The following is a 24,679-nucleotide window of genomic DNA, read 5'->3' on the forward strand; positions in this document are numbered from 1 at the left end:
CGTGTCCACGCAGTACGCCACGTTCCACCTGGCCGGACACCTCTTCGGTGTCGAGGTCCGGCGAGTGCAGGAAGTGCTCACCGAGCAGCCGCGCACACCCGCGCCGCTGGCTCCGCGGGCCGTCGCGGGTCTCATCAACCTGCGCGGTCAGGTCGTCACCGCGCTCGACCTGCGCCGCCGGCTCAACATGCCCGACCGCGAGGAGGGGCGCGTCGCGATGAACGTCGTCGTCCGCGCCGGCGACGAGGTCTGGAGCCTGCTGGTCGACTCCATCGGCGGCGTCATCGAGGTCACCGACTCGACCTTCGAGCCGCCGCCGGACACGCTGTCCGGCCCGATCCGCGAACTCATCCGCGGTGCCTACAAGCTCGACGAGGCGCTGCTGCTCGTCCTCGACGTGGACAAGGCGCTCGAGATCGAGGGCATCGGCGCGGTCGTCGCGGCCTGACCCGACGGTGAACGGGGTGGGACCTCCGGGTCCCACCCCGTTCTGCGTTCCCGGGCCCCGCGGGCGGGGTTCAGCGGGGGCGGCGGTAGGCGTCGAGTTCCGCGGTCGAGAGCCGGGGGACCTCGGACGGTCGTTCCTCGACCGGTGGTTCGGGGCGGGGTTCCGCAGGTGGCTCCGCGACCGGTTCAGGGGCGGGTTCCGCGGCGGGTTCCGCGGCGACCCGGGCGGCGCCCGGGGCCTGCCACAGCACGAGGGCCGCGACGGCCGGCACGACCGTCAGCACCACCAGCAACGCCATGACCGGCGCGATCTCGGGGAAGTCCCCGGTCGAGGGGAGCAGGTAGCTCAGCTGCAGGTTGCCGTAGGCGCTGCTGCGGGGTTCGTCGGCGAGTTCGACGAGCATCACCAGGCACACCAGGCTCTCGAGCGCGCTCAGCACGGCGGTGCCCGCGACGACGCGAGCACCCCACCGCGGCGGGACGAGCCACTCCGGCCGCCCGGCCACGACGACGGCGGCCAGCCCCAGCACCACCGGCAGGGCCGCGATCAGGACGTCCGGCACCGCGACGCTCGCCCACAGCAACCGGAACCGGACGGTGAACGTGAAGTCGAGGCGCGCGCGGACGTCGGCCTCCGAGACGTAGGCCCCGAAGTAGCTCGCGTCCGCGCTCCCCGTCAGGAACCGCCGGGACACCTCGGCCAGGACCACCGGCGGGAGGACCGCGACGAGGACGAGCAGCCAGGAGACCCAGCCCAGGGGCAGCCGCCCCGCTTCGTCCTCCTCCTCGTCCCCCGCCGGCCCCTCGTGCTCCCCGTCCCGCTCGTGCGTCACGCGCCCTCCCCGGAGACCGGCCGGCGGTAGGCGTCGAGGTCGTCGGCGGAGGGTTTCGGGACGTCGGCCACCCCGGCCTGCGGTGCGGGATCGGGTGCGGGTGCCGGCTCGGGTGCCGGTTCGGGTTCGGCGTCGACCACGGTGGGGGCGGCGGGCTCCGCGGGGTCGGCGGGCTCCGGCCCCACCGCCGGGTCCACGGCCCGCCAGAGCACGAGGGCGGCGAGCGCCGGCAGGGCCGTCGTCACGACCAGCAGCGCGAGGACACCGAGGAGTTCCGGGAACTCCCCCGTCGAGGGGATGTAGTAGCTGATCTGGGAACCGCCGAAGGACTCCCGTTCTGGTTCCCCGGCGCGCGTGACCAGGCTGACCAGGCAGGCCAGGCTCTCGAGCGCCGTGAGGGCCGCGGCCCCCGCGCCCACCCGGGCCGCCCAGCGCCGCGGGACCAGCCAGTCCGGCCGGCCCGCCACGACGAGAGCGGCCACGACGAGCACGCCGCACAGGGCCGCGAGCAGCACCTGCGGGACGGGGACCGTCATCCAGAGCAGACCGAACCGGTTGGACCAGCCGAGGTCGATCCCGTCGCCGTCGCCGGGGTCGGCGCGGGTCCCGACGTAGGCGGCGTCCGCCCCACCCCCCAGGAACCGGCGGCCGAGGACGGCCAGCGCGAGCGGTGGGACCGCGCAGACGGCGACGACCAGCCAGGACGCCCACCGGCCGGGAGCCGACCCCTGCTCCGCGCCCGTCTCGGACCCCCCGTCGAACTCGTCGGGTCCCTCGTCGGCGAGCGGGTGGGTCCCCGGGTGCTCGCTGTGCTGGTGGTCCACGACCTGACGTTACGGCGGTCGTGCTCCCACGTCCCCCGGACGGCGCAACGCCGTCGCGGTGGGTGCGCCGCACGGGGGGTGCGGACCTCCGGCGTGCCGCCGGACGGCTGACGACGTGTGGCCCCCTCGTTCACCCAGTGTCAGGGTGGGACCACTCCGCCGGAACCGGCGGTGAGACACCACGCACCGGAGGCGACGACCGTGCACTACTCCCTGGTGAGTTCTCCCGTCCTGGGCTTCGACCTCGTGCGACTGCCCGCGGGCGACTCCGCGGCGGAGGTCCTGCTGCGCGCTCTCGACTCCGGCCCCCGCGAGATCGAGGTCCTGGCCGAGCGTCACGACCCGGCGACCCGGGCCTCGGCCTGGGACGCGGTCCGCACCGCCACCGACGCCGTCCCGCAGATCGGCGACGTGCTGCACCAGGTCGCCAACGGCCTCGCCCACGAGGACTTCGCCGACGAGGTGTCCGGCGCCCGGGTCGAGGCCGGCATCGTCCGGGTCCTGCAGACCAGCACCATCGCCGACGCCGACGCCCTCGTCCGCCTGGTCCACCACGACGTCTTCGACTGGACCTGGTCGGCCCCGCTGGAGGGCGGGCCCCGGCTGCGCACCGAGGACGCGGGTCGCGCCGCCGACGTGCTCGCCGACGCCGCTGTCTCCGCCTACCTCGGCGACCGGCTGCCCGACCACGCGCGACGGGTCCTCGCGCACCCCTACCTGCAGGCCGCCCGCGACCTCGCCCCGCTGCCCGAGCACCCGACCGGTCTCGGGGAGGCGCAGGCCGGGGTGACCCGCGTCCTCGACACCCTGCGCCGCCTCGACGGCACCGACCGCGCCTGCCTGCGGGCGGTGGGGGAGACCAGCCGCCCGAGCGCGGGCGAGTGGGCCGGCGCCGTCCACGACGCCTCCTGGGCCGTGCACCTCTCCGACCGCGTCCGCACCGCCGCGGTGGCCCAGTTGCTGGCGGTCCGCGCCTTCCGCGCCGGTGGGCTCGACGCCGCCGACGGCGCGAACGGTCTGTGGAACGTCGTCAGCGGGGTCGTGCACGCCGAGGTCGTCGCCGACCTGCTGTCCTCCGACGCCCGTGCGGTCCTGATGCGTCCGTGGGAAGCGGCCTTCGGCGCCTGAGCCACCAGAACCACCCGGGAGCGCCCGGTCACCGGCCCGGTCGGTGACCGGGCGCTCTCGCGTCCGGCGCGCGGCGGTACGGTGCTGGCGTGCCCAGCCCCCTGACGTCCGGTCCCGCCGGGCCGTCGCGGGGGTCGCTGCGGGTGCTGCGCGCCGGGGCCGTCGCCGCGAGCGTCGTGGGGCTCGCCGCGGGCGCCCACCTCGCCGGTGGGGGAGAGCTCCCCGGCCCGGCGCTGCTGCTCGCGGTCGTGGTCGTCCTCGCCGCGGTGACCCTGCTGCTGGCCGGTCGCCGGTTCACGTGGCCGGTCCTCACCGCTCTGCTGGGCACCGGGCAGGTCGTCCTGCACGAGGTCTTCGAGCAGTGCTCCGGGTCGGCCGCCACGGTCATGGGCCACGGACACCACCAGACCCTCGCCCCGGCGCTCGGAGCGGGCGCCGCGACCGCCGCGGGATCTCCCGCGATGACGGTCGCCCACGTCGCGGCCACGGTCGTCGCGACGGTCCTGCTGCTGCACGGCGAGGCGCTGGTGTGGTCGCTGTGGGCGTGGTTGCGCCCGCTGGTCCGGGTGCTGCTCGCCCTGCTGCGCCCGGCCGTGGGAGTCCTGCCGCGGTTCCCGAGGACGACGGCGCCGCGACCGCGTTCGGTGCTCGCCCGTCGGGTTCGTCGACGTGGGCCACCGGGAGCGACCGCTCTCGCCACCCCATCGTCCTGACGAAACCCCGAGGATCCACCGTGAAGAGCTCCACCCTGCCCACCCGCGCCCTCGCCGTCTCCGTGACCGCCTGCGCCGCAGTGCTCCTGGGCGCCTCCAGCGCCTCCGCCCACGTGCACGCGACCCCCGACACGACGGCCGCCGACGGCTACAGCGTCGTGACGTTCCGGGTCCCGAACGAGTCCGACACCGCCGCCACGACGTCGGTCGAGGTGTCCCTGCCGACCGACCACCCCTTCAGCTACGTGGCCGTGAGGCCCCTCCCGGGGTGGACCGCCGTCGTCACCGAAGGCGCCCTGCCCGCACCCGTCGAGCACGACGGGACGACCGTGACCAAGGCCGCCCTGAAGATCACCTGGAGCGCCGCGGCCGGATCGCCCGGGATCGCCGTCGGGCAGTTCGAGGAGTTCGAGGCGAACGTCGGCCCGCTGCCCGACGCCGGCACGCAGGTCGTGCTGCCCACCGTCCAGACCTACGCCGACGGTGAGGTGTCGAACTGGACCGAGGTGGCCGCCGCGGGCGCGGCCGAACCCGAGAACCCCGCGCCCGGGTTCACCACCACCGCGGCCACCGACGACGAGCACGCCGGCGCGAGCACCGCGCACGAGGCGGCGGGCGCCGACACGACCTCGACCACCGGCGGGTCGGACCCGCTGGCCCGTGGCCTCGCGGGGGGCGGACTCGTCCTCGGTCTCGCCGCGCTCGTGATCGTCCTGCTGCGTCGCCAGCGGTCCTGAGCCCGGCCCGTCCCGGGAGGGACGGGACCTGAGCGCTCCACCCGTGATCGCGGGTGGTGCGACCGAGCCGGTCCACCACCCGCGGTCCGCGGCGCGACCCGGTGCCCGTCGGCACCGTCGCCCACCGGGCTGCGCCCGTCGGCGACCTCCCCCACCCGCCGAGCTACCCCGAGACGACGGGGAACCCGAGCGCGTCCAGCCCTCCCGCGCCCGGAAGGACCCCACCCCGGCCAACCCGTGATCCCGCTGGGAATCTCAGCGAGATCGCGGTGCGGTGGGGGTCAGCAGGGGCGGGTGCGCAGGCGGGGTTCCCGCCCGACGGGCCGATCCCTGCGGCCCGGCCCTCCGCGCATCACCGTGGCGGCGTCCCCTTACCCCGTCGAGCGACGCGGCACCACTCGACGCGTGAGGAATGGAGACGCACAGTAGCTGTGTACACGGAGTGACGACACGTGCGCTTCGCCGTTCAGGGTTGGCCGCCGAGCGCCGATGGACAGGTAGTCGTCCGCCCCCGGACGGTGTTCACGGTGCGGTCCTCCGCACCGACGGCAGGAAGGCAAGGTGCGACGTGAGCCAACGCATCAAGGTGCTCACCGTGGACGACTCGGTCGTCGTCCGCCGACTGGTCACCGACGTGCTCGCGTCCGACCCGGCCATCGAGGTCGTGGGGACCGCCGCGAACGGCAAGATCGCGCTCGAGAAGATCGCCCAGCTGAAACCCGACGTGGTCACCCTGGACATCGAGATGCCCGTCATGGACGGCCTCGAGACGATCAAGGAGATCCGCAAGATCGACCGGAGACTCCCGGTCATCATGTTCTCCACCCTCACCGAACGCGGGGCCACCGCCACGCTGGAGGCCCTCTCCTCCGGGGCGTCCGACTACGTGACGAAACCCGCGAACGTCGGCTCGGTCAGCGAGTCGATGGAGTCGGTCCGTCAGCAGCTCATCCCCAAGATCAAGGCGCTCGTCCCGCACCTCGGTCTGACCGCCGCGCCCGCCCCGGCGGCCCGGACGGCGACGTCCGCCCCGGCGAGCCGCGCGAGCTCCTCGACGCCCGTCACGACCCGGGCCCGCAGCGGAGCCACCAAGGCTCCCCGCGCGCTCGTCATCGGGTCCTCCACCGGCGGCCCGGAGGCGCTCTCGGCCGTCCTGGCCAGGCTCCCCGCGAACCTCGGCGTGCCCGTGCTGGTGACCCAGCACATGCCCCCCGTCTTCACCCGCCTCTACGCGCAGCGACTGGACAAGGCCAGCGCGCTGCGCGTCGTCGAGGCCACCGACGGCGAGCCCGTCGTGGCCGGAACGGTCTACGTGGCCCCCGGCGACTTCCACATGGAGGTCGCCCGACGCGGTCCGCAGATGGTGATCAAGTTGCACCAGGGACCTGCCGAGAACTTCTGCAGACCCGCGGTGGACGTCATGGTCCGCTCGGCGGTCGCCGCGTTCGGTGGGGAACTCCTCGCCGTGATCCTCACCGGCATGGGCTCCGACGGGAAGCTCGGCTGCAAGGACGTGGCGGCGGCCGGCGGCCAGGTGCTGGCGCAGGACGAGGCCACCTCGGTGGTCTGGGGGATGCCCGGAGCCGTGGCCCGGGAGGGCATCGCGGACGAGGTGCTCCCCCTGTCCGGAATCGCCGACGCGATCCAGCGTCGACTCGGTTCCGCCGCCCGCACGCACGCAGCCCCACCGGCCCCGCCCGCACGCCCCGCGGCCGGCGCCGCTTCCACCAGCACCTCCCGCTTCACCCCCAGCAGCACCGCACCGGCCCGACCGCCGGTGTCCCGACCCGCCGCCCCCGCGGCCCGTCCCTCTCAAGGCAGGTGGTGACATGGCCCTCACGACCACAGCCTTCGACTGGGTCTGCACGCTCGTGCGCAAGGAAAGTGCGATCGTCCTCGAAGCAGGCAAGGAGTACCTCGTCGAGTCCCGGCTCGTGCCTCTGGCACGTGCCGCGGGTGCGACCGACGTCTCGGCCTACGTCGACGGCATCCGGTTGCGCCCCGACCGCCGCGCGCAGACCGCCATCGTCGAGGCTCTGACGACGAACGAGACGTCGTGGTTCCGCGACGGTGCGCCGTTCCAGGCGTTCACGACGTCGGTGGTCCCGGCCCTCAAGCAGGCCCGCGCGGCGACGCGTTCGCTGCGCATCTGGTCGGCGGCCTCCTCCACCGGCCAGGAGGCCTACAGCCTGGCGATGGGGTTGCAGGACAGCCTGGTCGCCGACGGGTGGCGCGCGGAGATCATCGGTACCGACCTCTCCAGCGAGGTGCTGGAGAAGGCCAAGGCCGGTCGGTACTCGCAGCTGGACATGAACCGCGGACTGCCGGCGCCCCTGCTGGTGCGTCACTTCACGCGGGTCGGGACCCAGTGGCAGGTGAACGACAACCTGAAGAAGATGGTCCGGTTCCAGCAGCTGAACCTGACGAGTTCCTACGCCGCCCTCGGTCAGTTCGACGTGGTCTTCCTGCGGAACGTGCTCATCTACTTCGACCTCGCGACCAAGCGGGACATCCTCTCCAGGGTCCGCAAGTCGCTCAAACCCGGGGGATACATGTTCCTCGGTGGTGCAGAGACGACGCTCGGCGTCGACGACAACTGGGACCGGGAACTCATCGGACGGGTTTCGGTCCACCGTCCCAAGAACGGAGGTCAGGCATGAAGGCTCTTGTGGTGGATGACTCCCGCGCCATGCGGAAGATCATCGGAGGTGCCCTGCGCAAGCTGGGGTACGAAACGGTCGAAGCGGCCGACGGCGCCGAGGCGCTGAAGGTCCTCGAGGGCGGCCCGCTGCCCGACCTCGCGACGGTCGACTGGAACATGCCGGTGATGGACGGTCTCACGTTCGTCACCCAGGTCCGGGCGAACCGCGAGTACCGCGCGCTGACCCTCATGATGGTCACCACCGAGGCCGAGCACGGGCAGATCGTCCGCGCCCTCGCCGCCGGTGCGCACGAGTACCTCATCAAGCCCTTCACCGTGGAGTCGCTGGAGGAGAAGCTCTCCCTCCTCGGCCTCCTGCCGGAGGTGAGCCAGGCGTGACCGAACTCGTCGAAGAGACCTACGAAGAACCCGTCGACTACGTCGAGGACGAGGCTCTCGAGCAGATCGTCGACCAGATGTGGGCGTCGTACTTCGCGCACACCGACTACCTGGTCCCGGCCTACGACCCGCACGACATCGAGGGCGACATCCTGTGCGCCTCGGTGACGATCTCCGGCGGTCGCCCGGGCATCGTCACGGTCAGCGTCGAGAAGGCGGTCGCCCTGCCGCTGTCCGCGGCCCTGCTGCAGGAGGACGACGGCCTGACCGACGAGGACGTCTACGACTCCCTCGGCGAGATCGCCAACATCATCGGCGGCAACATCAAGGCGCTCGTCCCCGACGCCGGCCCGCTGGGTCTGCCCGTGGTGTCGACGGCCAAGCCCCTGCACGGTTCCTCCGGTCGCCTCGCGGCGCGCCTGGACGGCAACTGGCAGGGTTCCTGGCTCACGTTCGAGGTGTGGCTCGCCGGCTCCGGCGAGCAGTCCCAGTCCCAGTCTCAGGAAGGGTGATCCCGTGAAGGCCCTGGTTGTCGACGACAGTCGCGTCATGCGGCAGATCGTCATCCGCACGCTGCGGCAGGCGGGCTACGACTGGGTCGAGGTCGTCCAGGCCGAGAACGGCAAGGAGGGGTTCGACCAGGTTCGCAAGGAGAACCCCGACATCGTCCTCTCGGACTGGAACATGCCCGAGGCGTCCGGTTACGAGATGCTGCAGAACCTGCGTGGTTCCGGGATCGACGTGCCGTTCGGCTTCGTGACCTCGGAGGGTTCGGAGGAGATGCGGGAGAAGGCGGCCGCCGCCGGCGCCCTGTTCCTCATCGCCAAACCCTTCACCCCGGAAGCCTTCGCGGCCGCCCTGGCGCCCGTGCTGGGTGGCGACGGTGGTTCCGCCGCCGCCGAGGCCTCGATCGTGCAGGGTGAGGTGAAGTTCGAGGTCAACCCGTTGCCGTCGAACCTCGCGATCCGCAACCTGCTCTCGGACCTGCTCAACCGCGACGTCGAACTCTCCGACGGCCGGCCCCTGCCGGTCGGCGGGAAGCCCGGCTCGCTCGTCGGTCTGTACGTCGACGACCACCTGAAGTCCAAGGCCGTCGTCGTGTTCGACTTCGCCCTCGCCGCGCACGCCGGGGCGTCGATCGGTCTGCTGCCCCCCGGGGCCAGCGAGGCCGCGATCGAGGACAAGGAACTGCCGGACAACCTCGCGGTGAACTCCCGCGAGGTGCTCAACATCATGGCGTCGCTGTTCAACGTCGAAGGTGCCGCGCACCTGAAGCTGTACGCGTCCTACGTGCCCGGCGAGGTCCTGCGCCCCGACGTGGCCGACTGGGCCACGCGGACGGGCAGCCGTCTCGACCTCGTGGTCGAGGTGGCGCGCTACGGCAAGGGCGGGCTCAGCATCGTCACGTTCTGAGCTTCGCCGCACCAACTCCTGGGGATCTTTCCCCCCTTCCCGATCTCGGGAAGGGGGGGAAGATCCCCAGAAGTCGTTGTGCGGGGGTCAGTTGCGGGGTCAGAGGAGGACGATGCCCGTCGTGTCGTCCGGCCGGACGTCCCAGGTGGGGTTCGGGGTGGGCCGTCCCAGCAGGTACCCCTGCCCGCAGTCGACCCCGAGGTCGCGCAGCGCGGCGAGTTCGCCGGCGCGTTCGACGCCCTCGGCGACCATCGTCGAGCCCAGCTCGGAGGCGAAACCCACGAGGGCGCGGGCGACGGCGCGGCGCGCGGGATCGGTGTCGACGCCGCGGACGAAGGCGATGTCGAGCTTCACGATGTCGGGGGTCAGGTGCAGGACGTGCTGCAGGCTCGCGAACCCCGACCCGGCGTCGTCGACGGCGATCCGGACCCCGTGCGATCGCAAGGACGTCGTCGCGTCGTTGAGGGCGTCGTAGTCGGCGACGGGGTCGTGCTCGGTGATCTCGACGACGAGACGGTCGGGCCGGTCGGAGAGCAGCAGGTCGTGGGTGCGGTCGTCCAGCAGAGCCTCCGCGGAGGCGTTGACGCTGAGGTAGGTGCCCCACGGCATCGCGTGCAGCAGCGGCAGTGCCGAGGCGATCGCGGCCTGTTCCAGCCGCACGCCGATGCCCGACGAGCGTGCGTCCGTGAAGACCTGCTCGGGTCGGCGGGCCGCCCCCTCGGAACTGGTGAACCGGCTCAGGGCCTCGGCGCCCACGACCGTCCCGGTGCGCAGGTCGACGATCGGCTGGACGACGGTCTGGCGGCCCTGGCCGGCCAGCAGGGCGTCGAGGGAGGCCATCCGGTCGTCGTGCGCGACCCGGCGTCGCTCGCGGTGGTGCAGCACGCCGGCGACGAGCGCGGCCACCACGTGCAGGGCCTCGAGCTGGCGTGAGCCCAGCGCCTGCACGGGTTCGTGGTCGACCCCGACGATGCGCCCGTCGGGCTCGCCGTCGGGCCGCACGACGTCGACGGCGAGGACGCAGCTGTCGAGGTCGGTGTCGGCGAGCAGGCGGACCGTGGCGTGCGGGTCGAGGGTGGACGCCGTCTGCTCGACGTGGTTCCGCTCGGTGTCGGTGACCCGGGTCAGCGCGGCCGCGGGCGTTCCGAAGATGTCCCGGGCGAGTTCCAGGAGTTGGGCGACGGCGTCGGCGTCGTCGTCCCGTGCGTGCCCCTGCACCTGTCGACCTCCCGCGGACGTGCGTGTGGGCAGCCGGCACCACGGTCCCGTCGGGGACGCACCGCGCGGGGACGGTACGGCCTCACCGTGACACTGCCGACTCCTCGACCCTCCCAGATGACCGGGGTCGAGGCAATCACGGGTCGGCCCCGGTCACCACCCGGGGTTCGTCCGGTGGTGCCGCGCCGGCGAACCGCAGGTCGGAGGGGGTCCACGGACGCACCCGGCGCGGTAGCTTCGGGGAACCGGTCCACTCCCTGGAGGTTCCCGTGGCGTCCCGTCTGACCCCCTACATCACCTTCCCCGGCACGGCCCGCGAGGCGCTGACGTTCTACCGCTCCGTGCTCGGCGGCGAGCTGACCATCTCGACGTTCGGCGAGTTCGGCGGCGGCGAGGGCGTCGACCCCGAAGGCGTCATGCACGGCATGGTCGACGGCCCCGCCGGGTTCACGCTGATGGCGTCCGACACACCCCCGGGGAGGCCCGTCGAGGTGGGGAACAACGTCACGATCAGTCTGTTCGGTGACGACGTGGCGGAGCTGCGCGGCTTCTTCGCCGGCCTCGCCGAGGGCGGGACCGTCACGACCCCGCTGGAGGAGCAGGTGTGGGGCGACGAGTACGGCTCCTTCACCGACCGGTTCGGGATCGACTGGCTCGTCAACATCACCCTCCCCACCGACTGACCCGTAATCTCGCGGGGGATCCCGCGAGATCACGGACCGGAGGGGTCAGCGGCGGCCGGTGGGGCCGAAGCGGCGCATCCGGACGACGGCGAGCATCGCCTCGCCGATGATCTCCTTCGACATCTTCGACGTCCCGTGGGTGCGCTCGGTGAAGAGGATCGGCACCTCGCGCACCGTCGCACCCTGCTGGAGCGCGGCGAGGGTCGTCTGGATCTGGAAGGCGTAGCCCGCCGCGGTGAGCTGCGAGAGGTCCAGCGCGCGCAGGAAGTCGGCGCGCCAGGCCTTGAAGCCGCCGGTGAGGTCGGCGACGGGTGCGCTCAGCAGCACCCGCGCGTAGACGTTCGCCCCGCGCGACAACGCCTTGCGGTACCAGGGCCACGCGTCGTCCAGCGCACCGCCGGGGACGTAGCGCGCGCCCAGGACGAGGTCGGCCCCGCCGGCGATCTCGGCGAGCATCCGGGGGAGGGCCTCGACGGGGTGGGAGCCGTCGGCGTCCATCTGCACGACGACGTCGTGGTCGCCGGTGGCGAGGGCGTGCGCGAACCCGGCGCGGTAGGCGGCGCCGAGGCCGTCCTTCGTGGTGCGGGTCAGCAACCGCACCCTGCCCTCCGGGTGCCGGGCCGCGATCCGTTCCACGAGCGCGCCGGTGCCGTCGGGGGAGGAGTCGTCGACGACCAGGACGTCCGGGGCGATCGGGCAGGCGAGCACCCGCTCGATCATCCCGGTGATGTTGTCGGCCTCGTCGTAGGTGGGCAGGACGACGACGCAGCGCAGGGCTTCGGCCAACGTGGACTCACTCGTGATCGGGGACGGACGGGCGCCCGACGCTACCCCAGTCCGCCCGGCGCACCGGCCGCTCACCCGCCTGTGACTCTTCGTGCTGCGCCGGACGCGGTGTGCGAGGAGGATCCGTGAGTGGCCAACGGAGCGCGACTCGAAAGTCCCGCCGACGTGCCTGTCGCGCCGGTGGCCGGGCCGCCTGTCGTCGACTTCACCTCGGCCGCCACCGCGACCCTCGAGCACCTGCACCGCCACGTGGGCATGGACACCTGGGCGATCGCCCGTCGCGACGGGGACGACTACGTGGTCCTCTCCGCGCTGGACGGGGGCGAGGTCGGTCTGGCCGACGGCAGCGTCCTGGCCTGGGCCGACACCTTCTGCGCCCCCAGCGTGGCCGGCGACGCGCCCCGGTTCAGCAACCGGGTCGACGAGGTCGCGGCCTGGGCCCGCGCCCGCGAGGCGACCGGTTTCCCCTGGATCAGCTACCTCTCCGTCCCGCTGCGCGCCCCGGACGGCACGGTGCTCGGCAGCCTCTGCGCCGGGGCCCGCGAGGCGCAGCCCGACCCGGGGCTGCTGCTGGGCGAGGTGGAGCTCGCCGCGAACCTGCTGGGCACCCTGCTGGCCTACGAGGTGCGCCTGCAGGCCGAGGCCCGGCGCGCGGAGCACGCCGAGGCCACCGCGGACCACGACGCCCTGACCGGCCTCGGCAACCGCCGGGCCTGGAACGCGGCGCTGGCCCTCGAGGAGGCCCGGGCCCGGCGGCTCGGCACCACCGCCTCCGTCCTGGTCCTCGACCTCGACGCGCTCAAGGAGACCAACGACACCCAGGGTCACGAGGCCGGTGACGAACTGCTGGTGCGCACCGCCCGGGTGCTGCGTGACCTGCTGCGTCCGGAGGACCTGGTGGTGCGCCTGGGTGGGGACGAGTTCGCGGCCCTGCTCCCCGACGTCGACGCGGGGGCCGTGGCCGACCTGGTCGCCCGGCTGCGGACCGGTCTGCGCGTCGACCAGGTCCGGGCCTCCCTGGGGGTGGCGACCCGCCGAGCGGCCGAGGGTCTGCACACCGCCTGGCACGCAGCCGATTCCGCCATGTACGCGGACAAGACCGCCCGGGCCGGGACGGCCGAGCTGGCGACGGGTTCCGCCGGCCTCGACCTGACCTCGCCCGAGGTGAGACGTGCACCGGCGACGGGGCCGCACGCCCCGACCGTGCCCGAACGCATCGAGCACCTGCTGGACGCCGTCCGCCGGCAGCTGGGGATGGACGCGGCGGTGCTCGTCCACCTCGAGGGCGACGCCTGGCGGTTGCAGTACACCGCCACCGGACCGGGGGTGCGCGACCCGCGGGGCTTCTCCTGCCGTCGGGACGAGTCCTACTGCCAGCGGCTGCTGGACGGGCACCTGGACTCCGTGATCCCCGACGCCCGGGCCCATCCCGCGACCGCGTCGCTGGCGCTGACCGAGGTCCTGGACATCGGGGCCTACCTGGCGGCCCCGGTCCACCTCCGGGACGGGTCGCTGTACGGAACCCTCTGCGCGATCTCGAGCCGGCCCCAACCCGACCTGCGTCAGCGCGACGCCGGGGTCCTCGAGGTGCTCGCGGAAGCCATGAGCGATCTGCTCACCCAGGAGGAGGCGCGCAACGGGCGACGTCGCCGGGTGTTGGCCCGCCTGGACCAGCTGCACCGCGACGGCGGCCCGCGCCCCGTGTTCCAGCCCGTCGTCGACCTGCGGACGTCGCGCCCCGTCGGGGTCGAGGCGCTGAGCCGGTTCCCCGAGGGGGAACCCGCCGACTGGTTCGAGCAGGCGGCCGACGTCGGTGCCGGTGTGCAGCTGGAACTGGCGGCGCTGACGGCCGCGCTGCGCGAGGCGCCGGAGGCGGGTTTCCTCGCCCTGAACGTGAGTCCCGAGGTGGCGTCGTCGCCGGCCCTGGCGCGGCTGCTGCAGGGACGACGTCTCGACGCGATCGTCCTGGAGATCACCGAGCACGAGCAGGTGGAGGACTACGCCACGCTGCTGCGCCACCTCGACCCGCTGCGGCGCGAGGGGGTCCGCATCGCCGTCGACGACGCCGGTGCGGGCTTCGCCAGCATGCGCCACGTCCTGGCCCTGGACCCGGAGTTCGTGAAGCTCGACATGAGCCTCGTCCAGGGCATCGACCGCGACGGGACCCGGCAGGCGCTGACGGCGTCGCTGGCCACCTTCGCCCAGCGCACCGGGACGACGCTCATCGCCGAGGGGATCGAGACCGCGGCGGAACTCGACTGCGTCCTCGGCCTCGGGGTCCTGCACGGGCAGGGTTTCCACCTGGGCCGACCGCGCGCCGCCGGCGGGGGCTGAGGCTCCGTCCCGCGGGCCGGCGCCCCTACGATGGTCCCCGTCCGGCGGACCGTGCGAACGGTGCGCCGGGGGAGGGCTGGCAGAGCGGCCGAATGCGGCGGTCTTGAAAACCGCTGGGGAGGTATCCACCCCTTCCCCATGGGTTCGAATCCCATGCCCTCCGCACCAGCACGACCGGTGCCACCCGTCGCGGGGTCCCGGCGCCACGCGCCTACGATGGGGCCGTGCACGAGGTAGGACGATGAGCGCGGTCGTGGGGCCCGAACTGCCCCCGCAGCGGCGGGTCAACGCCGTCCGGGCCTTCGAGGCCCTCCCGGTCGAGGACCGCAAGGACGTCCTGGCCCTGGCCCGTCAGGGCCGCCGCCACCCCGACGAGCGCGTCGCCGCCGTGGCCTGGTGGTACGCCGCGGCCGTCCTGCAGCCCCGCTGGTACAACCGCATGCCCGTCGTGGTCCCCCTCGTGGTCGCGCTGGTGCTGCTGGCGCTGGCGGTCGCGTTGAACTTCTGGCCGCTGGCGTTCCTGGGCCTGGTCGTCGTGCTCGTCGGTGCCGCCCTCACCCGGCAGCGGCTGACGACGGCGCCCGTGCTGCGGCTCATGCGCCCCGCCGACGGGGAGTAGCCCCCGCAGTTCGCAGGGTGCTGCCGGACGGGTGACCCCACCCGGCTGACGGGTGAACGGACGTCCAGTCGCCGCCCGTCCGGACCGATCAACCCCAGGTGCGGGACCGCTCGAGCAGGGGACGGGACGCGCTGGGCGCCTCGGGCCGCCTCGGCGTGGACTCCGCCGTCCTCGCGCTCCTCCTGGTGACCCTGGCCGTCCTCCAGCAGGTGCTCGGCCGCGGGAGCACGGGGACCCTGCTCGCCTTCGGCCTCGTCGAGGCGCTCGCCGCCCTGGTCGCCGGCGTCACGTACGCCTGGGTCGCCCGGAGCGTCACCGCGGGGTGGGTGCGGCGTCCGCGTCTGCTGTTCTCCGCGGCCTGCCTCTGCTGGGGCTCCGGGCAGGGGATCTTCGCGGTGCAGGACGTGCTGCACCTGCGGGTCGGCACCACCAACTGGGCCGACGTGCCCTTCCTGGCCTTCTCCGCGCTCTCGGTGGGCTCGGCCCTGGTGCACCTGCGCGGTCGCGTCCGTTCGCGTGCGGGGATCCGGGCGGCGATCGACGGGAGCCTCGTCGGCCTCTCGCTGCTCACCGTGCTCTGGGTGCTGTGGCTGGGGTCGGCCGTCCGCGGGTCCGGTCAGTCCCTGCACGAACTCGTCGTCCCCCTGGCCTACCCGGTGTTCGACGTCGTGTTCGTCACCGTGACCCTGATCTCGATCCTCCGCGCGGGACTGACGCTCCCCGGGGTCCTGGTGCTGGCGGGGGGCGGGGTCTTCGCGTTCGCCGACGCGACGTACTTCTACGGGCTGCTGCGGGGTGGTTTCGAGACGGGTGGGCCGGCCGACGTCGGCTGGATCGTCGGGTTCGGGTTGTTCACCCTGACCGCCCGCTACCGGCGCACCACGCGTGACCCGGGACGTCCGCCGTCCGCGGGGTCCTGGGGGTGGCTCGTCCCGTACTTCGCCCTCGTCCCGGCGACGGCCTTCGCCGTGGTCAGGTTGTGGAGTTCCACCGACCGGTTCGTCCTCGCCCTCCTGCTGACGATCGCCGTCCTGGTCGTGGTCCGGCAGTTCCTGGCCCTGCAGGACCACCGGGTCCTGCTCGCCACCGCCGAACGACAGCGACGACAGCTCGACCTGATGGCCCACGTCGACCCCCTGACGGGACTGGAGAACCGTCGCCGGTTCTCCGACCGGATCGGCGAGGCGGTCCGGGAGTCCCTGGTGACCGGGGTTCCCGTCGTCGTGGCTTTCGTGGACCTCGACGGGTTCAAGGCCGTCAACGACACCTTCGGCCACGCCGCGGGGGACGAGTTGCTGCGCGGGGTGGCCGAACGCCTGCGCGGTTGCGTCCGCGAGGGCGACTGCGCGGCGCGCTGGGGTGGTGACGAGTTCGCCGTCCTGGTGACCGAGCCGGGCCTGGAGGCGGGCGACGTGAGCGAACGGTTGCGCCGGGCGCTGCTGGAACCCTTCCTCCTCGCGGGGCGACCGCTCACCGCGACCGCGAGCATCGGAGCCGTCCGCGAGGACCCGTTCCGGTTGGCCGCCGCGCTGCCCGCCTCGTGCACCGACGAGGTCGGCGGGCTCGTCGAGACGTTGCTGGCGGCCGCCGACGCCCGGATGTACCTGGTCAAGAAGGCCCGTCGAGGATCGGTGCGCATCGAGAGCTAGCCTGCTCGGCGTGGAGTTCGAGGAGCGGACGATCCCGGTCGACGGCGGGACCCTCGGGTTCGACGTGGGCGGCGGTTCGACGACGGTCCTGCTGCTCGCCGGGCAGTCGTTGGGTCCGGAGGTGTTCCTGGGGTTGCGCTCCGACCTCGCCGCGGCCGGTCTCCGCGTCGTCGCCGTGCACACCCGCGGGACGGGCGCGGGACGGGTCACCCCGAGGGAGTGGAGCACGTCGACCTTCGCCGACGACGCCGTCGCCGTTCTCGACCACCTGGGCCTCGACCGTGCCCACGTGTACGGGTTCTCGATGGGGGGCCGGGTCGCGACGGTCCTCGCCGCGCGCCACCCCGACCGCGTCGACCGCCTCGTGCTGGGGGCGAGCGGACCCGGTGGTGCGCAGGAGGTCCCGCGCGATCCGGAGGTCACCCGGTCGATGCGGCACACGGCCACCCCGGAGGGCCTGCGGGGGTTGCAGGAACTGTTCTTCACCCCCGGCTGGATCGACGCGAACCCCGACGTCGCGCAGCGGTTCACCCCGCGCGGGACCCCGCGCGTCCGTCGCGCGCACCACGCGGCCAGCACCACCCACGACGGCGGCGAACTCCTGGCGGCGATCTCCGCGCCGACGCTCGTGCTGCACGGCGCCGACGACGCGATGACGCCCGTCGCCAACGCGGAACTCCTCGCCCGGGCCGTCCCCGACGCCCGGCTCACGGTGTTCCCGGGGGCCCGGCACGGTTACCTGGAGGAGTTCCGGACCCTCGCCACCGCCGCCACCCTCGCCTTCCTCACCCCGCTCTGACGCAGGAAACCACTGGACGCCGCGGGGGGACGGTGCGAGATGCTCGCCCCGTGGACCCGGAACCCGTCGCCGCCCGGCTCGTCGGGATCGGCGGAGTCGTGGGCGTCACCCTGGGCGGGTCCCGGGCCCGCGGTGAGCACACCCCGGACTCCGACGTCGACCTCGGCCTCCACTACCGCCCGCCCCTGGACGTCGCCGCGCTCCAGCGCCTCGCGGACGAGGTGTCGCAGACGCCCACGGGGGTGAGCGAACCCGGCGGCTGGGGCGCCTGGGTGGACGGCGGGGCGTGGCTGCGGATCGACGGCACGGCCGTGGACTGGATCTACCGCGACGTCGACCGCGTCGCGCGGAGTTGCCGCGACGCGGTGGCGGGACGCTACGACTGGCACTTCCAGGTCGGGCACCCGCTGGGGTTCCCGGGCACGACGTACGCCGGGGAACTCGCCCACGGGGTGCTGCTGGCCGACCCGACCGGGGAACTGGCGGCGTTGAAGGAGACCGTCGCCGGGTTCCCGCCGGCGTTGCGGGCGGCGGTCGTGCAGCGCCTCGACGAGGCGGAGTTCCTGCTCGGCGGCGTCGCGAAGGCCGTTCCCCGCGGGGACGCCGCCTACGTCGCGGCGGTCCTCTTCCGGGTCCTGCTGCTGTGCGCGCACGCCCTGCACGCCGACGCGGGGCGCTACGTCCTCAACGAGAAGGGGGCGATCGCGGCCACCGGCCGGTTGCCGCGGGCACCCGAGGGCTTCGCCGCACGGGCCCAGTCGGTGTTCGCCGACGGCGGGGAACTCGCCCGCCGCCTCGACACCGCCCGGGAACTCCTCGAGGAGACGGTCGTCGTGGTCAGGCGACGGTCTGCAGGGCCAGGGGCAGGCAGCGCACGGTGACGCTCGACCCGGCGTCGACGTGGAACACCTCGCCGTCGAGCTGCAACGGCATCGGGGTGTGCGTGCGGAACTCGTAGGGCGTCGAACGCGACCGGTACTCGTGCCGCCCGCTCAGGACGCGGAGGAACTCCGCGATGAGGCGGAGCTTGCCGCGGTGCGGGATGAGCAGCGTCTCGAACTTGCCGTCGTCGGGGGCGGAGCCCTCGGAGAGCTGGGCGTACTTGCCCATCCGGTCGATGTTGGCGAACACCAGGCTGTCGATGTCGATGTCGGTGCCGTCGTGGGTGATCGTCAACGGTCGGTACCCCCAGAAGGCCTTGGCCACCAGGAGCGACTCCTTGACGGCGTCGAGGTCGTGCTCGTTGAGCGCGGCCGCTGCGACCGGGGTGATCCCGGCGCCGACGTAGGAGTGCGCCACCCGGGTCCGCCCGGAACCGGAGACCTCGAGCAGGTCGATCCTCGTGCTCACCCCGGCGGTGGCGGCGTCCCGGATCGCCTCCGCGAGAGGCCGTTCCTGGGTCGCGGTGGCGTGGTCGTTGGCGTTGCCGGACGGCAGCACCGCGGCCGCGCCCCGGCCCGCCGTGATCACGCCGTTGACGACCTCGTGGTAGCCACCGTCCCCGCTGGCGGACACGACGAGGGTTCCCGGTTCGGCCCGGACCGCGTCGCAGGCGAGTTCCTCCGCGTGGCCGGCGCGCTCCGTCTCGACGAGTTCGACGGGGAGGTCCGGTGCCGTCACGGCGAGTTCGTCGCGCAGACCGCGGGCGTTGTCAGGGCCGTCACCGGTGCTGTTCGGGTTCAGGACGACGACGACACGACGCAGTGGTTCACTCACGGTGCCACCGTAGGGGCTGTGACGTACCCGTGCTCCTTGTCGACGACGTGGCGCAGCGGTTCGCCGGCGACGAAGCGGGCGACCTGGTCCAGCAGCAGCAGTTCGAGTCGCGCGGTGAACCCCACCGCGTCGCCGGCCAGGTGCGGGGAGATGAGGGCGCCGGGGGTGTTCCACCAGGGACTGTCGGCGGCCAGCGGTTCACGGGTCCAGACGTCGAGGGCGACCCCGCCGATCCGGCGCTCCTGCAACGCTTCCAGCAGCGCGTCCTCGTCCACGACCGGCCCCCGGCCGACGTTGACGACGATCGTCCCCGGCCGCATCCGCCGCACGACCTCACGCCCGAGCAGACCGCGGGTGCTCTCGGAGAGGGGGGCCGTGACGAGGACGAGGTCGTGGTCACCGACCACGTCGGCCAGGGTCTCCGGGCCGGAGAACGACCCGAACGGAGCAACGGCAGGCCGGGCGCTGCGCACGATCCCGTCGACGCGGACCCCGAGCGCGGAGAACAACCGGGCGACCTCGGTGCCGATCGACCCCGCCCCGACGACCAGGGCGCGGCACCCGGCGAGGCTGCGGGTCTCGCGGTGCTGCCAGCGGTGCCCGTCCTGGAGCCGCACCGTCGCGGGGAGGTCCTTGAGGAAGCCCAGGACGCAGGCCAGCACGTACTCCGCGATGTCGGTGTCCAGGACACCGCGGCTGCAGGTCAGCGTCGAGGCGTGCCGGCGCAACGCGGGGAACAGCAGCCGGTCCGGACCCGCGCTGCTCGTGTGCACCCAGCGGAGCCGCTGCGGCGCAGCGGCTTCCCAGGCCTGCGCGATCCGCGCGTCGAACCCGTCCCAGACGACGAGCCCGTCGGCGTCCGCGAGGGCCTGGGCGAGTCCGGGGTCCTCCGGCCGCACGAGGCGGACGGTGGTGAGCTCCCGCAACGGCGCGAGGTCCGGGGACGAACCGGTGGGGACGACGAGGAGGTCGTGGTCGGCGGTCACCGGACCATCCTGGCGATCCGGTCCTGCCCTCCGGCGGCGGGGACGGGGGAGTGCCCGGCCAGCCAGCCGAGGACGGCCGAGGCGGGCATGGGTCGTGCGTGGTGGTAGCCCTGCGTCTCGTCGACGCCGAGTTCGGCCAGGCGGTGCAGGGTCTCCGCGTCCTCGACCCCTTCGACGAGCATCCGCAGCCCGAGGCTGTGGGCGAGGTCGGCGGTGCTCGCGATGATCGCCGCCGTGCGGGGATCTCCCGTCAGGCGCACGGTGAAGGCGCGGTCCAGCTTGAGCTCGGCGGCGGGGAGGTCCTGCAGGTAGGCGAGCGAGGAGTACCCCGTCCCGTAGTCGTCGATGCTCACCGACGTGCCGAGCAGCAGGAGGTCCTCGATGGTCTCCCGGCTGCGTTCCGGGTCGGCCATCAACGTCGTCTCGGTGATCTCGAGGACCAGCGCCGCGGGATCGAGGCCCGACTCCTGGAGCACCGTCGCGACCAGGTCGGGCAGCGCCGGGTTCAGCAGGCAGCTCGTCGCCAGGTTCACCGAGATGCGCAGCGGTCGCCCGTGCCGGGCCCAGGTGGTCGCGTCGGCGGCGGCCTGGCGCAGGACGGTGCTCGTGATGTCGGCCATCAGCCCGTGGCTCTCGGCGAGGTCCAGGAAGGCGGCCGGAGCGAGCGTCCCCAGCCGCGGGTGCTGCCAGCGGACGAGTGCCTCCATGCCGACGGTCCGGCCGGTCCGCACGTCCACCTGGGGCTGGTAGTACGGCACGAGCTGGCCGGCCGTCATCCCGTGCGCGAGTTCCTCGGCCAGGGACCGTTGCGCCCGCGCGGCCCGGTCGGCCTCGTCGTCGTAGACCGAGAACCCTCCGCCCGCGCGCTTGGCGACGTACATCGACGCGTCGGCGCGGCGCAGCAGTTCACCCGCGGGATCGGCGATCGGTGAGTGGTTCCCCAACGGCCACGACGCGATGCCGGTGCTGGAGGCGAGGGAGGTCCAGCGGGACCCCACGAGGACGGGTTCGTCCAGGGCCTCGGCGATCCGCACGGCGACGCTGCTCGCCTCCGCCGCACCGAGTCCGGGCAGCAGGACGGCGAACTCGTCACCGCCGACCCGGGTCAGCAGACCGCCCGCGGGGACGACGCCGCGCACCCGCTGGGCCGTCAGCTGCAGGAGGAGGTCCCCCTGGGCGTGCCCGTGGGTGTCGTTGACCTCCTTGAACCCGTCGAGGTCGAGCAGCAGCAGAGCGGCGGGGGCGTCGTCCTCTTGAGTGGTTCGCAGCGCCGCTGCCAGGGCGCGGCGGTTCGGCAGGCCGGTCAGGTCGTCGGTCAGGGCCAGCCGGCGGCTGTCGGCCAGGCGCAGGACCTCGCGGAAGACGACCGCGCCCTTGAACCCCACCCCGACCAGGCCGAGCAGCGCGAGCTGGGCCGTCGGGGCGGGCAGCCGGTCGACGTGGTCGACGGCGAGCAGGGAGCAGCTGATGACCAGCACGACGAGCGGGGTCAGCATGGTCGACCACCCGGCGACGACCCGCTCCGCGACGTGCTCGGTGCCACGCGCCCAGGAGGCCAGGCAGACCAGGGCGAGCGCCACGAGACGGCCGGCGTCGACGGCCGGGCTCAGGGCGGGCCCGGTGAACGTGCCGCACAGGCGGAGCACGCCGGCGACGTCGGACAGCGTGAGCACCCCGAACGCCACGACCAGCAGCACCGTGCCGCGCTCGGTCCGTCGGCGCAGGATGGCGCAGGTCGCCAGGGCCACGGAGAACAGCAGCAGGTCGAACGCGGGTCGGCCGACCAGCGCGAGGGCCGCGAGGCGGCCGACCCCGGTCGCCTCGGCGACGGGCTCGACGAGCACCGCCGCGGCGAACGCCGCGAGAGCGATCATGGTGAGCGCGCCGTCCAGCCAGGCGCTCGGGAGGAGGTCCTGCACGCGCCGTCGCAGCAGACCCATCTGGGCGCCGTAGAAGACGGGGTAGGCCAGCAGCGCGAGCGAGGCGAGGACCTGGTGCTCGGTCAGGGCCGCCGCGGTGACGTCGCTCGCGCCGTGCGAGGACAGCAGGAGGACCAGTTGGGTCCCGGCGAGCAGCGCGGCACCGGTCGCGAAACCGCCCCAGACCCACCGGCTCTCCGCCCGGACGACGGGGCGGACGACGAGGGCCAGGAGCAGCAGGACGAGCAGCACGACGTAGCTGACCGTGGCCAGCGGCGACGCGAGCCCGGCCGCGCCGACGGCACACAGCAGCGCCAGCCCGGTCACCCTGCGTCGAGGAATCATCTTCACAACGCCACCTTCGACGCTGAACGGGTGCCGGAAGAGTGGTTTGACGTTCAACCACCCGGATGGCCCCGGAACGTGGGAGAGGCCCACCTCCACGACAGCGGGGGTGGGCCTCCTCGACCTCCGGAAGGTCAGGCGCGGAAGTCGGCGGGGCGCTCGCGCGGCGCGGCGGCGAGGGCGGCGGTGATCGTCTCGGCACTGCCCTCGGCCCCGTAAACGGGGGTGCCGGGCTGCTGGCGCCAGGAGTCGGCCAGCGAGCCGCCGTCGACGCCGTCGAAGCCCATCTCGTCCAGCAGGGCGATGACGGTGGCCTTGGCCTCCTCGTCGTCGGCGGCGACGGGCAGGGCCCGGCGTTCCATGTCGCCCACGGGACGGGTCGCGCTCAGCAGGTGCTCGGCCTGGATGCCGTTGAACGCCTTCACCCACCGCAGCCGGCCGGCCGGGTCGAGGTGCTGCGCGGCCCACACGGTCTCCGGGGTACCGGCCTCGATCTCGGCGATCAGGCCGTCGCGTTCACGGGGGTAGTAGTTGCCGGTGTCGATCACGACGGTGCCGTCGGGGAGGGCGTCGAGCAGACCTGCGGGCAGGTCCGGCACGTTCTTCTGCGGCACGGTCACGACCACGAGTTCAGCGCCCTGCGCCGCCTCGCCCGCCGGCACGGCGACCGCGCCGGTCTCCGCGGCGAGGTCCGCGAGCGTCTCCGGCCCACGGGAGTTGGCGATCCGGACCCGGTGACCGAGACCGGTGAAGGAGCGTGCGAGGTTTCCGCCGATGTTGCCGGCGCCGATGATGCCGATGTCCATGTCCGCACCGTAGGTCGCCTCCCGCCGGTGCGCTCCCCCGGGTCGAGGGCCGGGGACGTCCCGGCGCGCGAGGTCGCGCGCCGGGACGCAGCGGGTCAGAGGGTGGCGGTGTCGATCACGAAGCGGTAGCGCACGTCGGAGGCGAGCACGCGTTCGTAGGCCTCGTTGATCTTCTCGGCCGGGATCGTCTCGATCTCGGACCCGAGGTGGTGCTCGGCGCAGAAGTCGAGCATCTCCTGGGTCTCGCGGATCCCGCCGATGTTGGAGCCGGCGAAGCTGCGGTTGCCCGTGACGACGGAGAACATGTGCAGCGAGATCGGCTTCTCGGGCAGACCGACGTTGACCATCGCGCCGTTGACCTCGAGCAGCGAGAGGAACTTGTCGAAGTCCAGCTGCGCGCTGACGGTGTTGACGATGATGTCGAAGGAGCCCTTGAGGTCCTCGAAGGTCGACTCGTCGGAGGTCGCGTAGTAGTGCGCGGCGCCCAGGCGCAGCCCGTCCTCCTGCTTCTTCAGCGACTGCGACAGGACGGTCACCTCCGCGCCCATGGCAGCGGCGATCTTGACGGCCATGTGACCGAGCCCACCGAGGCCGACGACGGCGACCTTCTTGCCGGGGCCGGCGCCCCAGTGGCGCAGCGGGGAGTACGTGGTGATCCCGGCGCACAGCAGCGGCGCGGCCTCGTCGAGCTCGATGCCGTCGGGGATGTTCAGGACGAAGGCCTCGGTCACGACGATGGCCTGGGAGTAGCCGCCCTGGGTGGGCTGGCCGTCCTTGCCGACGCCGTTGTAGGTGCCGATGTTGCCCTTGAGGCAGAACTGCTCGTTGCCGGCGGTGCAGTTCTTGCACTCCCCGCAGGAGTCGACCATGCAGCCGACGCCGACGCGGTCACCGACGGTGAACTTGGTGACCTCGGAGCCGACCTCGGTGACGATCCCGGCGATCTCGTGGCCGACGACGACCGGGTAGTTCGCGGGGCCCCACTCGCTGCGGGCGGTGTGGATGTCGGAGTGGCAGATGCCGGCGAACTTGATGTCGATCGCGACGTCCTTGGGTCCGACGTCGCGGCGTTCGACCTCGAACGGCGTCAGGGGCTCGGTCGCGGACGTGGCGGCGTAGGCCTTGACTGTGGTGGGCACGACTTCTCCAGTGCTTGTTGCCGGGGGGTGCGGACACGCGTCGTTGCGCCGTGGCCGACGGTATCCCGACACCCGGGAAGGCGCAGAACAAGTGGTTGCACCTTCTACCAGACGCGGCCCACCCGTACCGGCAGCACCATGGTCCTGTGTGCGAGGCGATGCCCGAAGCCGAGCTCGACCTGCCGGCGGACCTGTCCGCGGCCCGTCGGGCCCGAGTGTTCGTGCGCTCGCGCATGTGCCCGGACCACGCGGGGGACGTCCTGGACCGGGCTCTGCTGGTCATCTCCGAGCTGATCGTCAACGCCGTCGAGCACGGTCAGCCCCCCGTCCGCGCCTGCGTGGACTGCCGCTCGGGGGTCCTGCACCTCGAGGTCAGCGACGGCAGCGAGGCCGCGCCGCAGCTGTCCACCCCCGGTGCCGACGCCGAGTCCGGACGCGGGGTCGGGCTCGTCGCCGTCCTCAGCTCCGCCTGGGGTGTGCGCCCGGAAGCGAGCGGCAAGACCGTCTGGTGCGACCTCTCCGCCTGACCTCGTCTGACTCCGCCG

Annotated in this window: 25 protein-coding genes and 1 tRNA gene; 17 read left to right on the plus strand and 9 right to left on the minus strand. The window is 73.2% G+C overall.

Annotation, left to right across the window (positions count from 1 at the left end; translation table 11 throughout):
- The first annotated feature begins 1 nt into the window (after position 1).
- Positions 2-448, plus strand: a complete 447-nt coding sequence (locus tag ACFQ46_RS04810) for a chemotaxis protein CheW (RefSeq protein ID WP_380159021.1) — start codon at positions 2-4, stop codon at positions 446-448.
- Between the two features lie 70 nt (positions 449-518).
- Here ACFQ46_RS04810 and ACFQ46_RS04815 read toward each other — a convergent pair whose 3' ends face one another.
- Positions 519-1,280 carry a hypothetical protein gene (locus tag ACFQ46_RS04815; RefSeq protein WP_380257706.1) on the minus strand — a complete coding sequence of 254 codons (762 nt, stop codon included), beginning with the start codon at positions 1,278-1,280 and terminating at the stop codon, positions 519-521.
- On the minus strand, positions 1,277-2,104 hold the full coding sequence (locus ACFQ46_RS04820) for a hypothetical protein (RefSeq protein WP_380257708.1): 828 nt from the start codon (positions 2,102-2,104) through the stop codon (positions 1,277-1,279). Before ACFQ46_RS04820 ends, ACFQ46_RS04815 begins: the two co-directional genes overlap by 4 nt.
- A 171-nt stretch (positions 2,105-2,275) precedes the next feature.
- Between ACFQ46_RS04820 and ACFQ46_RS04825 the strand changes: the two genes are divergently transcribed.
- The 8 genes from ACFQ46_RS04825 to ACFQ46_RS04860 all read left to right on the plus strand — a co-directional run bounded on the left by ACFQ46_RS04825 (position 2,276) and on the right by ACFQ46_RS04860 (position 9,135).
- Entirely contained in the window at positions 2,276-3,232 is a 957-nt protein-coding gene (locus ACFQ46_RS04825) for a hypothetical protein (RefSeq protein ID WP_380257710.1), read from the plus strand.
- An 89-nt stretch (positions 3,233-3,321) separates the two neighbouring features.
- Positions 3,322-3,945 carry a hypothetical protein gene (locus ACFQ46_RS04830; RefSeq protein WP_380257712.1) on the plus strand — a complete coding sequence of 208 codons (624 nt, stop codon included), beginning with the start codon at positions 3,322-3,324 and terminating at the stop codon, positions 3,943-3,945.
- A 20-nt stretch (positions 3,946-3,965) separates the two neighbouring features.
- A complete protein-coding gene (locus ACFQ46_RS04835) occupies positions 3,966-4,682 on the plus strand; it encodes a YcnI family protein (protein ID WP_380257714.1) in 717 nt (238 codons plus the stop codon).
- A gap of 568 nt (positions 4,683-5,250) precedes the next feature.
- The gene (locus ACFQ46_RS04840) at positions 5,251-6,510 is read left to right on the plus strand and encodes a chemotaxis response regulator protein-glutamate methylesterase (protein ID WP_380257716.1); all 1,260 of its coding nucleotides are present in this window, start codon (positions 5,251-5,253) and stop codon (positions 6,508-6,510) included.
- A gap of 1 nt (position 6,511) precedes the next feature.
- Positions 6,512-7,342 (plus strand): CheR family methyltransferase, encoded by an 831-nt coding sequence (locus ACFQ46_RS04845; RefSeq protein WP_380257718.1) that lies wholly within the window; start codon positions 6,512-6,514, stop codon positions 7,340-7,342.
- Positions 7,339-7,722, plus strand: coding sequence for a response regulator (locus ACFQ46_RS04850; protein ID WP_380257720.1), 384 nt, complete (start codon positions 7,339-7,341; stop codon positions 7,720-7,722). Before ACFQ46_RS04845 ends, ACFQ46_RS04850 begins: the two co-directional genes overlap by 4 nt.
- Positions 7,719-8,234 carry a chemotaxis protein CheX gene (locus ACFQ46_RS04855; RefSeq protein ID WP_380257722.1) on the plus strand — a complete coding sequence of 172 codons (516 nt, stop codon included), beginning with the start codon at positions 7,719-7,721 and terminating at the stop codon, positions 8,232-8,234. Before ACFQ46_RS04850 ends, ACFQ46_RS04855 begins: the two co-directional genes overlap by 4 nt.
- A 4-nt stretch (positions 8,235-8,238) precedes the next feature.
- Positions 8,239-9,135 carry a response regulator gene (locus ACFQ46_RS04860; protein WP_380257724.1) on the plus strand — a complete coding sequence of 299 codons (897 nt, stop codon included), beginning with the start codon at positions 8,239-8,241 and terminating at the stop codon, positions 9,133-9,135.
- Between the two features lie 99 nt (positions 9,136-9,234).
- On the opposite strand, the gene ACFQ46_RS04865 is transcribed toward ACFQ46_RS04860, so the two are convergent.
- Positions 9,235-10,353, minus strand: coding sequence for an EAL domain-containing protein (locus ACFQ46_RS04865; protein ID WP_380257726.1), 1,119 nt, complete (start codon positions 10,351-10,353; stop codon positions 9,235-9,237).
- A gap of 269 nt (positions 10,354-10,622) precedes the next feature.
- On the opposite strand from ACFQ46_RS04865, the gene ACFQ46_RS04870 reads away from it, so the two are divergent.
- On the plus strand, positions 10,623-11,036 hold the full coding sequence (locus tag ACFQ46_RS04870; protein WP_380257728.1) for a VOC family protein: 414 nt from the start codon (positions 10,623-10,625) through the stop codon (positions 11,034-11,036).
- 45 nt (positions 11,037-11,081) lie between these two features.
- Here the strand turns inward: ACFQ46_RS04870 and ACFQ46_RS04875 are convergent, their stop codons facing one another.
- Entirely contained in the window at positions 11,082-11,822 is a 741-nt protein-coding gene (locus tag ACFQ46_RS04875; RefSeq protein WP_380257730.1) for a polyprenol monophosphomannose synthase, read from the minus strand.
- Between the two features lie 165 nt (positions 11,823-11,987).
- Here ACFQ46_RS04875 and ACFQ46_RS04880 point away from each other — a divergent pair, with 165 nt between their 5' ends.
- The 6 genes from ACFQ46_RS04880 (at position 11,988) to ACFQ46_RS04905 (ending at position 18,104) form a co-directional block, all read left to right on the plus strand.
- The gene (locus ACFQ46_RS04880; protein WP_380257732.1) at positions 11,988-14,156 is read left to right on the plus strand and encodes a GGDEF domain-containing protein; all 2,169 of its coding nucleotides are present in this window, start codon (positions 11,988-11,990) and stop codon (positions 14,154-14,156) included.
- Positions 14,157-14,226: 70 nt separating this feature from the next.
- Positions 14,227-14,319: transfer RNA gene (locus ACFQ46_RS04885), tRNA-Ser, on the plus strand.
- Between the two features lie 78 nt (positions 14,320-14,397).
- A complete protein-coding gene (locus ACFQ46_RS04890; protein WP_380257734.1) occupies positions 14,398-14,775 on the plus strand; it encodes a hypothetical protein in 378 nt (125 codons plus the stop codon).
- Positions 14,776-14,873: 98 nt separating this feature from the next.
- Entirely contained in the window at positions 14,874-16,424 is a 1,551-nt protein-coding gene (locus tag ACFQ46_RS04895; protein ID WP_380257736.1) for a diguanylate cyclase domain-containing protein, read from the plus strand.
- Positions 16,425-16,434: 10 nt separating this feature from the next.
- Positions 16,435-17,223, plus strand: a complete 789-nt coding sequence (locus ACFQ46_RS04900; protein ID WP_380257739.1) for an alpha/beta fold hydrolase — start codon at positions 16,435-16,437, stop codon at positions 17,221-17,223.
- A gap of 50 nt (positions 17,224-17,273) precedes the next feature.
- Positions 17,274-18,104, plus strand: coding sequence for a nucleotidyltransferase domain-containing protein (locus ACFQ46_RS04905; RefSeq protein WP_380257741.1), 831 nt, complete (start codon positions 17,274-17,276; stop codon positions 18,102-18,104).
- On the opposite strand, the gene ACFQ46_RS04910 is transcribed toward ACFQ46_RS04905, so the two are convergent.
- The 5 genes from ACFQ46_RS04910 to ACFQ46_RS04930 all read right to left on the minus strand — a co-directional run bounded on the left by ACFQ46_RS04910 (position 18,061) and on the right by ACFQ46_RS04930 (position 24,134).
- Positions 18,061-18,939 carry a diacylglycerol/lipid kinase family protein gene (locus ACFQ46_RS04910; protein WP_380257743.1) on the minus strand — a complete coding sequence of 293 codons (879 nt, stop codon included), beginning with the start codon at positions 18,937-18,939 and terminating at the stop codon, positions 18,061-18,063. The genes ACFQ46_RS04905 and ACFQ46_RS04910 overlap by 44 nt on opposite strands.
- Complete coding sequence (locus tag ACFQ46_RS04915; protein WP_380257745.1) at positions 18,936-19,925, minus strand: D-2-hydroxyacid dehydrogenase; 990 nt, start codon at positions 19,923-19,925, stop codon at positions 18,936-18,938. The genes ACFQ46_RS04910 and ACFQ46_RS04915 overlap by 4 nt, the downstream gene beginning before the upstream one ends.
- Entirely contained in the window at positions 19,922-22,189 is a 2,268-nt protein-coding gene (locus ACFQ46_RS04920; RefSeq protein ID WP_380258433.1) for a putative bifunctional diguanylate cyclase/phosphodiesterase, read from the minus strand. The genes ACFQ46_RS04915 and ACFQ46_RS04920 overlap by 4 nt, the downstream gene beginning before the upstream one ends.
- 134 nt (positions 22,190-22,323) lie before the next feature.
- On the minus strand, positions 22,324-22,995 hold the full coding sequence (locus ACFQ46_RS04925; RefSeq protein ID WP_380257747.1) for an NADPH-dependent F420 reductase: 672 nt from the start codon (positions 22,993-22,995) through the stop codon (positions 22,324-22,326).
- 95 nt (positions 22,996-23,090) lie between these two features.
- Positions 23,091-24,134, minus strand: a complete 1,044-nt coding sequence (locus ACFQ46_RS04930) for an NAD(P)-dependent alcohol dehydrogenase (RefSeq protein WP_380257749.1) — start codon at positions 24,132-24,134, stop codon at positions 23,091-23,093.
- A 158-nt stretch (positions 24,135-24,292) separates the two neighbouring features.
- Here ACFQ46_RS04930 and ACFQ46_RS04935 point away from each other — a divergent pair, with 158 nt between their 5' ends.
- Positions 24,293-24,661 carry an ATP-binding protein gene (locus ACFQ46_RS04935; RefSeq protein ID WP_380257751.1) on the plus strand — a complete coding sequence of 123 codons (369 nt, stop codon included), beginning with the start codon at positions 24,293-24,295 and terminating at the stop codon, positions 24,659-24,661.
- Positions 24,662-24,679 lie beyond the last annotated feature (18 nt).

This window comes from Kineococcus sp. GCM10028916 (genome assembly GCF_042674865.1).
Classification (GTDB): Bacteria; Actinomycetota; Actinomycetes; order Actinomycetales; family Kineococcaceae; genus Kineococcus.